Origin of the sequence: Pseudomonas guariconensis (genome assembly GCF_024127895.1) — a bacterium.
Lineage (GTDB): Bacteria > Pseudomonadota > Gammaproteobacteria > Pseudomonadales > Pseudomonadaceae > Aquipseudomonas > Aquipseudomonas guariconensis_B.
Genome location: NZ_JAMYBK010000021.1, coordinates 72,187 through 85,664 on the forward strand (window position 1 = coordinate 72,187; position 13,478 = coordinate 85,664).

Here is a 13,478-nt window from a genome sequence, read left to right on the forward strand (position 1 = left end):
ATTTTCGAAAGGTTGTGGCAATGGTGCAGCGTGACTTGCAGATCGACTGGCTCAAATGTTTCGTCTCGGCCGTCGACATGGGCTCGTTGTCGAGCGCGGCTGAAGAAGTCCATCGCTCCCAGTCGGCGGTGAGCATGCAAATCAAGAAACTGGAGAGCGCCATCGGTCGGCAGTTGCTGATACGAGGCCCTCGGCACCTTGAGCTGACCGCCGACGGGCAGAAGCTCCTGGGGTATGCCCGGCGCATGCTGGACCTGCACGAGGAGGCCAAGGTTGCGTTTCACGGTGAAGAACTTACCGGCCGCATCCGTCTCGGCGTGCCCGACGACTATGCCACCAGGTACCTCACACCGGTGCTCAAGCGTTTCGCGCCGCGTCACGGTGGCGTGGAGATTGAGCTGAATTGCGAACAGTCGTCAGCACTGATCCCCCGTGTGGCAAGCGGGGATCTGGATCTTGCCCTGGTTTCTCGCGACCACGCCCGGCGTGGCACTTTTCTCTTTCATGAACCCCTGGTGTGGGTGGGCTCTGCGCAATTCGAGCTGTGGCGCCGGGATCCATTGCCGATTGCGGTTTATGAGTCCGCCAACCTGGCACGCCGCAACGCGATCAACTCCCTCGCCTTGCAAGGGCGTCGTTATAAGGTGGTTTACAACAGTTCCAGCCTGGCGGGGCAGTTCGCTGCCGTCGAAAGCGGATTGGCCGTAGCGGTACTGACCCGCTGCTGCGTTCCAGATCATTTGCAGATACTGGGGCGTGAACATGGCCTGGGGCCACTGGAGCCAGTCGAAGTGGCCGTCTACCGGAGCCGGGCTTCGCAAAACTCCAAGGCTGTGGACAGCCTCAGGGACCTTCTGATCAGGACGCTCAGATTGTCTGGCGGAGCGGGGAACTGAGCAGGTATTCGAGATGGATACGCGGGCGCGAGCAGGCGACGGCGTCGAGGAACTTCGCGCCGGAGGCCTTGGCGCTGCGCGCGCGACAGTAGTGGATCTACTGATCCCGGGCACCGATTCAGGCGAAAATCCTCGCAGTGAGAAAGGTGCCTGATGAGCAAGCAGCGACGTACTTTCTCCGCTGAATTCAAGCGAGAGGCCCGCTGCTGAGTGGATGTGGAGTATCCAAACGTATGGTTCGCGAGGGTTCAACTTGCAGGCGGGCACCTGGAGGTTGGGAGAGGCCGCAGATCGTGATAACGATCTGCGGGTGCGAACAGCGTCGGCACCATCAGCCCGACACAAAATGGATTAGCGACGCTGCTCGAACGCTTTGCCGTCCTCAGCCGTTGCTGGGGAAGGCGAACTGCGCGGCCTCGTGGCTGGCGCGCTTGGGCCAGCGCTGGGTGATGGCTTTCTTGCGGGTGTAGAAGCGCACGCCGTCCGGGCCATAGGCGTGCAGGTCGCCGAACAGCGAGCGCTTCCAGCCGCCGAAGCTGTGGTAGGCCACCGGCACCGGCAGCGGCACGTTGACGCCGACCATGCCCACTTCGATCTCGTAGCAGAACAGGCGGGCGGCTTCACCGTCGCGGGTGAAGATGCAGGTGCCGTTGCCGTATTCGTGCTCGTTGATCAGCTGCATGGCTTCTTCCAGGCTGCCGACGCGGACGATGCAGAGCACCGGGCCGAAGATTTCTTCCTGGTAGATGCGCATGTCGGTGGTGACGTTGTCGAACAGGGTGCCGCCGACGAAGTAACCATCTTCATGGCCGGCAACGCGGTAGCCGCGGCCGTCCACCACCAGCTTGGCGCCAGCGGCCACGCCGTCGTCGATGTAGCCGACCACCTTGTCGCGGGCGGCGGCGGTGACCAGCGGGCCCATGTCCAGGCCGGTGCAGGTGCCGGCGCCGATCTTCAGGCCCTTGATCTGCGGCACGATCTTCTCCACCAGGGCATCGGCGATCTGGTCGCCTACGCACACGGCGACGGAGATGGCCATGCAGCGCTCGCCGCAGGAACCATAGGCGGCGCCCATCAGCGCACTGACGGCGTTGTCGAGGTCGGCGTCGGGCATCAGCACAGCGTGGTTCTTCGCGCCGCCCAGGGCCTGCACGCGCTTGCCGCGCTTGCTGCCTTCGGCATAGATGTACTCGGCGATCGGGGTCGAGCCGACGAAGCTGATGGCTTTGACTTCCGGCGCTTCGATCAGCGCGTCCACGGCTTCCTTGTCGCCGTTGACCACATTCAGCACGCCCTTGGGCAGGCCGGCCTGGTGGAACAGTTCGGCGATGAACAGGGTGGAGCTCGGGTCACGCTCGGAGGGCTTGAGGATGAAGGTGTTGCCGCAGGCGATGGCCAGCGGGTACATCCACAGCGGCACCATGGCCGGGAAGTTGAACGGGGTGATGCCGGCGACCACGCCCAGCGGCTGGAAGTCGCTCCAGGCATCGATGTTCGGGCCGACATTGCGGCTGTATTCGCCCTTGAGGATTTCCGGGGCGGCACAGGCGTACTCGACGTTCTCGATGCCGCGCTTGAGCTCGCCGGCGGCGTCTTCCAGGGTCTTGCCGTGCTCTTCGGCGATCAGCTTGGCAATCACCGCCTCGTTGGCTTCCAGCAGTTGCTTGAAGCGGAACAGCACCTGGGCGCGCTTGGCCGGCGGGGTGTTGCGCCAGGCCGGGAAAGCGGCCTTGGCGGCGTCGATGGCCTGCTGGATGGTGGCGCGGCTGGCCAGGCCGACCTTGCGCTGGGCTTCTCCGGTGGACGGGTTGAACACGTCCGCGGTGCGGTCTTGCTCAGTGATGCGTTCGCCGTTGATCAGATGCGGGATGGTCGTCATTGCGGTTCCTCGAACGTGAAACTGATGGATGGGCAGCCGGAAACCGGCGGGTGACAGGTGGCTTTCAGCTTGTGCCGATCGTATGGGTGAGTTAAATCTTTATTTACTTGCATTCACTTATTGGAAAACTCACCTATGCCGAAGAAGTCCCCACTGAGCCAGGTCAGCGACTTCGATCTGCGCCTGTTGCGGCTGTTCAAGACGGTGGCCGAATGCGGCAGCTTCGCTGCGGCGGAGGGCGCGCTGGGCATCAGCCGCTCGGCCATCAGCCTGCACATGAGCGACCTGGAAAAGCGCCTCGGCATGCGGCTCTGCCAGCGGGGCCGCGCCGGTTTCGCGCTGACTGACGAGGGGAGGGAAGTGCTGCGCGCCAGCGAGACGGTGCTGGTGGCCATCGAGGGCTTCCGCAGCGAGGTCAACCAGATGCACCAGCAGTTGCGCGGTGATCTCAACGTCGGGATCGTCAACAACCTGGTAACCCAGCCCCGCATGCGTATCACCCAGGCGCTCAAGGCCGTGCGTGCCGAAGGGGCCGGGGTGCGCATCAACCTCAGCATGAGTACCCCCGGCGAGATCGAGCGCGGCCTGCTGGACGGCCGCTTGCATGTGGGCGCCGTGCCACTGATCACGCCCCTGTCGGGGCTGGAGTACAGCCTGCTCTACGAGGAGCGCTCCAACCTCTACTGCAGCCACGAGCACCCGCTGTTCAAGCGGGCTGCCGAGGTCAGCAACGATGATCTGCGCCACGCCGATGCAGTGGTGCCCAGCTACCGCATGACCGTCGAAGCCATCGGGCTGCACCAGCTGCTCAACTTCGCCGCCTCGGCCACGGACCGGGAGGGCATCGCCTTCCTGATCCTCACGGGCAGTTACATCGGCTTCCTGCCGGATCACTACGCTGCCACCTGGGTGGAGAAGGGCCTGATGGCGCCCTTGAGCCCGGATCGCCTGTTCTTCGACGCCAAGCTGGCGGTCGCGACCCGCAAGGGGCGCCGGCAGAACCTGATCCTCGAACGCTTCCTCGATTCCCTCCAAGGCACCCGCTAAGCCCCGCCGCATCTCACTGCCAGCCTTCCCGCAGTCGCCCCGTTCCCTGGAACGGGCGCGACCGTTCGGTCATTCCCGCAAAAAAGTTTCAGGGCGCGTGTTGACACGAACTTTTGATCGGCCCTAGTCTGAATACAGCGCTGCACACAATGAGATGCGCAGTAAAAAATGCAGCGCAAAAATCGATTGCTGACTCTTCTGCCTACAAAAACAACGTTACCGGAGAGATTCAAAATGGCTCGGTTCTTCTCTCGCTCCATCCGCAGTGTGATCGCTTGTGTCGCCACCGCCGGCGCATTGCTTGCCCAGGCCCCCGCCCAGGCGGCCGAAACTCAAATCTGGAAAGACATTCAAAAGACCGGTGTATTGCGTTGCGGCGCCGCTGTGGCTGCACCCTATGTCATGCGGGATGCTGCGAGCGGCCAGTACAGCGGCTACTTCGTGGATCTGTGCCGCGACTTCGGTGAGAAGGTGCTGAAGGTCAAGGTCGAGTTCGTGGATACCAACTGGGACAACCTTGTCGCTGGACTGCAGAGCGGCAAGTGGGACCTGGCCATGGCGCTGAACCAGACCCCGGAGCGGGCTCTGGCGGTGTCTTTCTCGGCGCCGGCCACCGACTACCAGGTGTCGCTACTGGTGAACAAGGACAACCCCAAGTTCGCCGGTGCCGGGAACACTGTCGCCGACTACGACAAGGAAGGCGTCACCTTCGCCGTGATGTCTGGCACCGCCCAGGACAAGGCCATCTCCGCCGTGCTGAAGAACGCCAGGGTCATGCGCCTGCCCGGCATGGATGAGACCCGCCTGGCGGTGATGTCCCGTCGTGCCGATGTGCTGGTGGACGCCAGTGACACCAACCATCTCTTCGCCCTGGCCAACCCTGACTGGGCCAGGGAAGTCCTGCCCAAGCCGGCACTCGCCAAGCAGGGCGTGGCTTTCGGCCTGCGCCGTGACGCCAGCGCCGCCGACCTGCAGGTGCTGAACATCTACGTCACCCAGCGCCGCGAAACCGGTGAGATCGACGCCCTGGTCGACAAGGCCTCCATGCAGGCCAACGCCGAAGAAAAATCCGCCCAGTGACCTCTCGTTGACCCCTGAGGGCTCCCTGTGGAGCCCTCCCGGAGAAATTCCCTATGAATTCCCCCTATCTGGTGGCCGCCCAGCCACAGCCCGCGTTCGCCTCCGATTCGGCTTCCGGCGACTTCATCCAGCTGCGTAGCGTGTGTAAATCCTACGGCGAGCAGCTGGTGGTGATGGACAACCTGAACCTGGACATGCGCGCCGACGACCGTCTGGTGATCATCGGTCCGAGCGGTAGTGGCAAGAGTTCCCTGCTGCGGGTCCTGATGGGGCTGGAAGGTATCCAGGGCGGGACCATCAGCTTCCAGGGCAAGCCCTATATCAACGGTGGCGCCACTCGCGCCAAGACCCTGGACGAGGGCCTGCGGAACCAGATCGGCATGGTGTTCCAGCACTACACGCTGTTCCCGCACCTGTCGGTGCTGGGCAACCTGATCCTGGCGCCCACCAAGGTCCATGGCCTGTCGAAGGCCGAAGCCACCGAGCGGGCCCGCATGTATCTGGCGCGCCTGGGGCTGGAAAGCAAGCTCGACGCCTACCCCAGCCAGCTCTCCGGCGGACAGAAGCAGCGCGTGGCCATCGCCCGGGCGCTGATGCTGGAACCCAAGCTGATGCTGTTCGATGAGGTGACCTCCGCCCTCGACCCGGAAATGGTCATCGAGGTGCAGAACGTAATGATGCAGCTGGCCGAACAGAAGATGGCGATGATCATCGTCACCCACGACATGCACTTCGCCCGGCACATCGCCACCCGCGTGGTGTTCTGCGCCAACGGCAAGGTGGTGGAGCAGGGGCCGCCGGAGCAGATCTTCACCCAGCCCAAAGAAGCCCGTACCCGGGAATTTCTCGAAAAAGTCCTGCACCTGGACTGAGGGGTGAAGCCATGAACTATCAATTCGACTTCCACTTCCTCAGCGGAAACTTCGGTGTCCTGTGGGACGGCCTGAAGGTGACGCTGGAACTGGCGCTGGTCTCCAACCTCATCGGGCTGGTGCTGGGATTCGGCCTGTGCCTGCTGACCATGAGCCGCTGGTTTTTCCTGCGCTGGCCGGCCCAGTTGTTCATCGAGTTCTTCCGCTGCACCCCGGCGCTGCTGCAGATCGTCTGGTTCTTCTACTGCGTGCCGATGCTGTTCAACGTGTTTATCGACCCGGTGGCCATGGGCTTCCTGGCGCTGGGCCTGAACCTCACCGCATTCAATGCCGAGGCCTATCGCGCCGGCGTCCAGGCGGTGCCGCGCGAACATCTGGATGCCTGTGTCGCCCTGGGCCTGCGTCCCTGGCAGCGCACCCTGTACGTGGTGCTTCCGCAGGCGTTGCGCAGTGCCCTGCCGGTGCTGATGACCAATGGCATCGGGACCCTCCAGCAGAGTGCGCTGGTCGCCATCGTCGCGGTTGCCGACCTGATGTACGTGGGCAAGAGCCTGGCCACCGAGGCTTACCGTCCGCTGGAAACCTACACCCTGATCGCCCTGATCTACTTCGCCCTGTCGCTGCCGATCGGCCAGTTGGTGCAACTGATCGAGCGTCGCCAGGACGCTGCGGCCGCGCGCTGAGGAGAACGCCATGACTATCGATTTCTCCATCGTCCTGACTTATTGGCATGTGCTGCTCAAGGGCCTGGCGCTGACTCTCGCCATCACCCTCGGCTGCGCGGTGATCGGCAGTCTGGCCGGGTTCGTGCTCAGTCTGTTGCGCATCTCACGCATCAAGCTGCTGAAGCTGTCGACCACCCTTTATGTGGAGTTCTTTCGCGGCACGCCGCTGCTGATCCAGCTGTTCTGGGTGTTCTTCTGCTTTCCGGTGGTCTTCGGCCTGGATATCCCGCCGTACGTATCGGTGATCATCTCGCTCACCCTCTATATGGCCGCCATCACCAGCGAGACCTTCCGCGGCGCGCTGAAGTCCATCGCCAGCGAACAGCATGACGCGTGCACCGCCCTGGGCCTGACCTCGCGGGTGAAGGTGCTCTACGTGATCTTCCCGCAGGCGCTGCTGCGGGCCATCCCGCCGCTGCTGTCGAACGTGGTCAGCCTGTTCAAGGAGAGTGCGCTGATCTCCTCGGTGGGCATCGCCGACCTGATGTTCGTCGGCCAGAACATTTCCAACAGTACGGCCCGGCCGGTCGAGTTTCTCTCCGCCGTCGCCGTCATCTATTTCCTCGTGGCTTTCCCGCTGACCCGCCTGGTCGGCGTGGTCGAAGCCCGGATGCTCCGGCGCTACGCCTACTAACCCCCGAAAAAGCCCTTCCTGGCCCCACAATCTGGAGAAAATCCATGCAACTGAAAGGCATCCTGCCCGCCCTGGTCACGCCCTTCGACAAGTCCGGCGCGGTCGATCACGAAACCCTGGCCGCCATCATCGAGTACCAATTGAAAGCAGGCGTCAGCGGCTTCGTGCCCCTGGGCTCCACCGGCGAGTACTACGCGCTGACCAATGACGAGCGCCGCCAGGTCATGGCGACCGTGAAGGAAGTGGTGGCTGACCGCGGCGTACTGATCGCCGGCGCCAACGGCTCCTGCACCCGCGAAGTGATCGAGCAGGTCAAGCAGACCCGCGACGCCGGCTACAGCAACCTGCTGATCGCGCCGCCGTACTACGCGCTGCCGTCCCAGCAGGAACTGATTGGCCACTACCAGGCGATCCTCGATGCGGTACCGGATGTCAACGTGGTGCTCTACAACTACCCGGTGCGCACCAACGTGGAAGTCGGCTTCGATGTGCTGGAAGCCTTCAAGGACAACCCCCGCGTCATCGCCATCAAGGAAAGCAGCGGCAACCTGCTGCGCGCCATCGAGATCGGCAACACCTACAAGGACAACTACCAGCTGTCCTGCGGCTCCGACGACCAGGCCCTGGATTTCTTCCTGTGGGGCGCCAGCAGCTGGATCTGCGGCCCGGCCAACTGCTTCCCGGACCAGGTGGTGGACTTCTACCGCAAGTATTCCTCGGGCGACCTTGCCGGCGCCCAGGCGGTGATGCGCTCGCTGTTCCCGGTGATGGCCAGCATGGAGTCGGGCAAGTTCATCCAGAAGGTGAAATACGGTTGCGAACTGGCGGGCTTCAAAGCCGGCAATGCACGCATGCCGCTGCAACCCCTGACCGATGACGAGAAGGCCGAATTCCGCAAGGTGTTCGAAGCGTCCCAGCGTTGACCCGAAGCCGGCATCGGCTCCCAATGGGGTCGATGCCGTTTACCGAGAGAGCAGAGATGACCAGCCAAGTTTTCACCTGTATCGAAGGCCACACCGAAGGCATGCCTGTGCGTATGGTGGTGGGCGGCGCACCGGAGCTGCGCGGCGCGACCATGAGCGAGCGGCGCCGGCATTTCATTGAGGAGTACGACTGGGTCCGTCGGGCGCTGATGCTGGAACCCCGTGGCCACTCGCACATGTCGGGAACCCTTCTTTATCCCCCGGTCAGCGCCGAGGCCGATTTCAGCCTGCTGTTCATCGAAACCTCCGGCTGCCTGCCGATGTGCGGTCACGCCACCCTCGGCTCCATCACCTTCGCCCTGGAAGCGGGCCTGGTGAAGCCGAAGACGCCGGGCCAGGTGGTGGTGGATGTGCCGGCTGGCCAGATCCGCGCTCGCTACGAGCAGCAGGGCGGCAAGGTCACCTCGGTACGCTTCACCAACGTGCCCGGCTTCCTGCTCTACCAGGACGTGCAGATCTACCTGCCGCAACTGGGCAAGCTGAAACTCGACATCGCCTACGGCGGCAACTTCTATCCGATCATCGAAGTCCAGGCCAACTACGCCGGCTGCGAGCATTTCACCCCCGAGCAACTGCTGGAGTGGGGCAGGGAAGTGCAGCGGCTGGTCAACGCCAGCTTCGATGTGGTGCACCCGGGCGATGCCACGATCCGTGGCGTGAAGCACTGCATGTGGACCGGCCATCCGCTGGCCCGGGATTCCCATGGACGTGCGGTGGTGATCGCTGGCGACAGCCTGGTGGACCGCTCCCCCTGCGGCACCGGCACCTCCGCCCGCGTCGCCCAGCGCCATGCACGCGGCTGGCTCGCCGAGGGCGAAGCCTTCCGCCACGAGAGCATCATCGGCAGCCGCTTCACCGGCCGCGTCGAGGCCACGACCAGCCTGTCGAACGGCGCCGCTGCGGTGTACCCGAGCATCGAAGGCCGCGCCTGGATCACCGGGCGGGCCGAGTTCCACGTGGATGACCAGCAGCCATACTGGGATGGTTTTTCACTCGGTGATTTCGTTGGCAAGAAGGGGGCCGCATGAACGATCAACAAGGCCAGGCCCTTGAGTCGGCAGTGGTCATCGGCGGCGGCATAGTCGGTGTCTGCTGCGCGCTCTACCTGCAACGCGAAGGCTACCGCGTCACCCTGGTGGACCCCGCCGCACCGGGCGACAGCACGGCGAAGTGGAGCTGCGGGCAGATGGCGGTGAGCGAGGTCATTCCGCTGTCCAAGCCCGGCATCCTGAAGAAGATTCCGACCTGGCTGCTGGACCAGAAGGGCCCGCTGGCCCTGCGCCCCAGTGCATTGCCGGGCATCCTGCCGTGGTTCCTGCGTTTCGTGGCCTGTGCGCGCCACTCGAAGATTGTCGAGATCGCCGAGGCCATGGCCACGCTGACCGGGAATGTCTATGGGGATTACGCACCACTGCTGGATGCGTGCGCCGATAAGACCTTGCTGGGTGATCGCCCAATCATCGAAGTCTTCGACTCGTCCGCCGGCGTGATTCACGAGCGTCCCCATCTGGAACTGCGCAAATCCCTCGGCTTCAGCTCGGAAGAGCTGGACGCCGCCGCCATCGCCGATCTGGAGCCCGCCCTGGCCGGCAAGTTCAGGCACGGCCTGCTGTTCCCCGATTGGCGCGCGGTGAGCGATACCGAAGGCTTCATCGCGGCACTGACCCAGAGCTTCATCGACCAGGGCGGCGTCCGTGTACGCGACCAGGCGAAACGCATCGACAGCGTGGCGGACCGCGCCACTGGCGTTACCCTGGCCAGCGGCGACCGCCTGCCGGCCGAGCATGTGGTGGTGGCTGCCGGCACCGGTTCCCGCCAGTTCTTCTCGCAACTGGGCGTGGACATTCCCCTGGCCGGCATCGCCGGGTATCAGGTGGTGTTGCCCGAGCCTGGCGTGGAGATCCGCCATTCGGTGATCTACGCCGATGGCGGCTTCTGTTTCAGCCCCATGACGCGCGGCCTGCAGATCGGCGGCACCATCGAGTTCGCCGGCGCCAACGCCGAGCCCAATTTCAAGCGTGCCGAGATCATCCTGGAGAAGGCCAAACGGATTCTCCCGCAATTGCAGGACAGCCACTTCGAATACGGCGTGGGCTATCGGCCGTTCCTGCCGGATACCAAGCCGGTGATCGACCGCTCCCCGCGCCTGGGCAATGTTCTCATGGCCTTCGGCCACGGCCAGCTCGGCCTGACGCTTGGCGCCACCAGCGGTCGCCTGATCGCCGACATGGCTGCCGGACGAACCCCAGCCCAGGACCTCACGCCCTTCAGCGCCAAACGATTCGCTTTCATTGGAGGATTCGCATGACTTCGTACGACCAGCTCTACATCAATGGCCAATGGGTGGCGCCTGCCAAGGGCGGCACCTTCGACACCCTCGACCCGAGCAGTGAAAATGTGATCACCCGGGTTGCGGCGGCTACTGCCGAAGACGTCGACCTGGCGGTGAAGGCCGCCCGGCAGGCTTTCGATGCGGGCCCCTGGCCGCAGATGAGCGGTTCGGCGCGGACAACCATGCGGCGTGCTTCGATTTGCTTTCGTCCCTGAGCCGGCACCTCTGTTTTGCTACCTCAGCGGTTGCTGCTTCTGGTGCCAGCTTCAAAGCTGTGCCTGTGGTGACCCTTGGCCTCGATGTGGCCCAACGAGAACTGATCTACGAGGTTCACCAGATCAGCGATTGGGTGTTCACCATCGACCGAAATATGGGGATTGAGTTCTTCGACCATGGCGGCCGGAAGAACAGACCGGACTATCTGATTGACTATGTGCCGGGAGCCAGCTCCCAGGCGACACACAACCTGATCATCTCGTCGCGCTCGAACGATGAACTGGAGGCGATGCTGAAGCCGGTGCTGCTTGAGCATGGCTTGTCCGCCGACGGCGAGCAGTCGGTTCAGATCCTGGCAAATCTGCGGTCGCTGTCCGGTCAGCTCGCTCTGAAGCTGATTTCTGCTCGCACACAACAGGCGGAAGCACTTGGCCTGGCTTTGGCTCGGCTCTACCTCGAATATCAGGGCGCATTGAGCAATCAGGTCATTGTGCCGTTGGATGCGCACACGGACCTTTACCGCTCAAGCGGTGAGTCAGACGGTGTCAATGATGCAATCAGCCTGCAACGCACCGACTTGGGATTGTTCGATTTGGATTTGAACACCAGAACGATCACTTGCAACCTGGTCGAGGTGAAATGCTATTCGCAAGTTGGCGACTTTGCGGCCTTCAACCAACTGAAGGAACGGATTTCCGCCCAGATCAATCAGAGCGAGCGCATCCTCCAGCGCCACTTTGACCCGGCCTTGAAGAAGCCGGACCGGCCGGATAGGTTGCTCAAGAGCCGGGAGTTGGCTCAGATCCTTCGTTTCTATCTAGAGCGCTCACTGCGTTACGGGATCTTTGATGCGACTGCTGCGCAGGAAGCACGAGGGTTACTTGAATCCATCGAGCAGGGCTACTCGCTTCAGTTCAGACGCTGCGCCCTGATCTTCGACTTCGACAAGACCGGAACCGAGGCCCCGGACAACGAGGTTGGCATTGAATTCCACCGCATCGGTAAGGATCTCATTCGCGCCTTACTGGAGAACTGCCGCAAGCCTGTTTCGGGCGAGATTGAGGAGGAACCGACCGTGCACCTCCTGAGCGAGCAGTTTATACCGAGCGTACCGAAGCTCGAGACAGCCGTTTTCATCGCACCCAAGAGAGCCCGGTCAACGTCCTGGACGGTGGATGAGCTGTGGGACGAAGAGCCGAAGGCACCAATCACCCAGCTAACACCACCTGCTGGAGAGGAAACGCCCGCACCTGTCCAAGAGGAAGAACAGGCTGAACCTGTCAAGCAAGCATCTCGAACTTCCACCATTGCGCCTGAAGAAGAAAAAGAAGACGAGCAGCCCGCCGCCGTTGCTGTTGACCCGGCGGAACCTGTTCAACCCAAGTATGAAGCGCCGGAACATCCGACACCCGAGCCTGCGCTTCAAGCCGAGGTCAGCTATGACATTATGCTGGGCGTTAATGGTGACTCACCCCAGTACGGATTGCTCGGAGAGGTTTCCGGCAGGAAAATCGCGCTGGACCTCAACCATACCCACACAATCAGTCTCTTTGGGGTTCAAGGCGGCGGCAAGAGCTACACCCTTGGAACAGTCATTGAGATGGTCTCCATGCCGCTTCAGCACATCAATGTGCTGCCAAGCCCGCTCGCCACGGTCATCTTCCATTACAGCCCGACGCAGGATTATGCGCCGGAGTTTACCTCGATGATCAATGCCAACTCGGTGGACGAAGAGATCCGCATCCTTCGTGAGCGTTACAAGGCCAACCCGGAAGCCCTGGAGGATGTCCTGATTCTTACCCCGGCAAACAAGGTGGATGATCGCCGGGCCGAGTACCCGGATATCGAAGTTAAGCCGCTCGCTTTTTCTGCCTCCGAACTCAAGGCGGCGCACTGGAAATTCCTGATGGGAGCGATTGGCAGCCAGAGCATGTATATGCGGCAAATCAATCTCATCATGAGGGGGCTGCGGGACAACCTGACCTTGGATGCCCTGCGAGCAGGCATCGATAACTCTAGTCTATCCGATCACCTGAAAGAGCTGGCTCAGACGCGTCTGCTGTTCGCCAGCGAATATATCGATGATAACCAGCGGCTCCAGGATCTGATTCGTCCAGGCAGGTTAATCATCGTGGATCTGCGAGATGAATACATCGAAAAGGACGAGGCCCTCGGACTGTTCGTGGTGATGCTGCAAATCTTCTCGGAAGCAACCTATCAAGGAAGTGCCTTCAACAAGCTCGTGGTTTTCGATGAAGCTCATAAGTACATCGAGAACGATGACCTGGTTTCCGGCCTGGTAGAGGTTGTCCGTGAGATGCGACACAAGGGGACCAGCATCATGGTCGCCTCTCAGGATCCGCCATCGGTCCCTGTCTCCCTGATCGAGCTGTCATCGCAGATCATCATGCATAAGTTCAACTCGCCCGCCTGGCTGAAGCATATCCAGAAGGCAAATGCTGCCCTTGGCGAGTTGACCTCCGACAAGATGAGCCATCTCGGAACCGGCGAAGCCTATGTGTGGTCGAGCAAGGCCTCGGACGACTCCTTCACCCGGGGCGCGGTGAAGATCAAGTGCCGTCCTCGCATCACGCAGCATGGTGGCAGCACAAAAACGGCCGTGGGGCGGTAAAGGAAATTTTATGGAGCGGTAAGCGAAGCTGGAAGGCTAGTAGTTTGGCAACAGCGCACTCATAGCGCTCTTGAACCGCCCCGGGTTTCGTGGAGGCCTCAACTCTTGAGAAGATGAGGCCATGAAAAAGACTACGACCTACTCCCCTGAAGTCCGTGAACGTGCCGTGCGCATGGTTCTGG

Annotated in this window: 12 protein-coding genes; 11 read left to right on the forward strand and 1 reads right to left on the reverse strand. The window is 62.3% G+C overall.

What is annotated here, in order from left to right:
- Window positions 1–20 precede the first annotated feature (20 nt).
- Entirely contained in the window at window positions 21–896 is an 876-nt protein-coding gene (locus tag NJF35_RS19360; protein ID WP_253080711.1) for a LysR family transcriptional regulator, read from the forward strand.
- 382 nt (window positions 897–1,278) lie between these two features.
- On the opposite strand, the gene NJF35_RS19365 is transcribed toward NJF35_RS19360, so the two are convergent.
- Window positions 1,279–2,775 (reverse strand): CoA-acylating methylmalonate-semialdehyde dehydrogenase, encoded by a 1,497-nt coding sequence (locus NJF35_RS19365; protein WP_253080712.1) that lies wholly within the window; start codon window positions 2,773–2,775, stop codon window positions 1,279–1,281.
- Between the two features lie 135 nt (window positions 2,776–2,910).
- On the opposite strand from NJF35_RS19365, the gene NJF35_RS19370 reads away from it, so the two are divergent.
- From NJF35_RS19370 to NJF35_RS19415, 10 genes are all read left to right on the forward strand, one after another.
- Window positions 2,911–3,822, forward strand: coding sequence for a LysR family transcriptional regulator (locus tag NJF35_RS19370; protein ID WP_253080713.1), 912 nt, complete (start codon window positions 2,911–2,913; stop codon window positions 3,820–3,822).
- A 234-nt stretch (window positions 3,823–4,056) separates the two neighbouring features.
- The gene (locus NJF35_RS19375; protein WP_253080714.1) at window positions 4,057–4,902 is read left to right on the forward strand and encodes a transporter substrate-binding domain-containing protein; all 846 of its coding nucleotides are present in this window, start codon (window positions 4,057–4,059) and stop codon (window positions 4,900–4,902) included.
- A gap of 53 nt (window positions 4,903–4,955) precedes the next feature.
- Window positions 4,956–5,774 carry an amino acid ABC transporter ATP-binding protein gene (locus tag NJF35_RS19380; RefSeq protein WP_253080715.1) on the forward strand — a complete coding sequence of 273 codons (819 nt, stop codon included), beginning with the start codon at window positions 4,956–4,958 and terminating at the stop codon, window positions 5,772–5,774.
- Window positions 5,775–5,785: 11 nt separating this feature from the next.
- Window positions 5,786–6,457 (forward strand): amino acid ABC transporter permease, encoded by a 672-nt coding sequence (locus NJF35_RS19385; protein ID WP_253080716.1) that lies wholly within the window; start codon window positions 5,786–5,788, stop codon window positions 6,455–6,457.
- Window positions 6,458–6,467: 10 nt separating this feature from the next.
- Entirely contained in the window at window positions 6,468–7,133 is a 666-nt protein-coding gene (locus tag NJF35_RS19390; RefSeq protein ID WP_253080717.1) for an amino acid ABC transporter permease, read from the forward strand.
- A gap of 44 nt (window positions 7,134–7,177) precedes the next feature.
- Window positions 7,178–8,056, forward strand: coding sequence for a 4-hydroxy-tetrahydrodipicolinate synthase (gene dapA, locus NJF35_RS19395; protein WP_253080718.1), 879 nt, complete (start codon window positions 7,178–7,180; stop codon window positions 8,054–8,056).
- Window positions 8,057–8,112: 56 nt separating this feature from the next.
- Window positions 8,113–9,144: a 4-hydroxyproline epimerase gene (locus NJF35_RS19400; protein ID WP_253080719.1), complete on the forward strand. Its 1,032-nt coding sequence runs from the start codon at window positions 8,113–8,115 to the stop codon at window positions 9,142–9,144.
- Window positions 9,141–10,424, forward strand: a complete 1,284-nt coding sequence (locus tag NJF35_RS19405) for an NAD(P)/FAD-dependent oxidoreductase (RefSeq protein WP_253080720.1) — start codon at window positions 9,141–9,143, stop codon at window positions 10,422–10,424. The genes NJF35_RS19400 and NJF35_RS19405 overlap by 4 nt, the downstream gene beginning before the upstream one ends.
- Entirely contained in the window at window positions 10,421–10,663 is a 243-nt protein-coding gene (locus tag NJF35_RS19410) for an aldehyde dehydrogenase family protein (protein WP_253080721.1), read from the forward strand. The genes NJF35_RS19405 and NJF35_RS19410 overlap by 4 nt, the downstream gene beginning before the upstream one ends.
- A 68-nt stretch (window positions 10,664–10,731) precedes the next feature.
- On the forward strand, window positions 10,732–13,296 hold the full coding sequence (locus NJF35_RS19415) for an ATP-binding protein (protein ID WP_253091388.1): 2,565 nt from the start codon (window positions 10,732–10,734) through the stop codon (window positions 13,294–13,296).
- The last annotated feature ends 182 nt before the right edge of the window (window positions 13,297–13,478 follow it).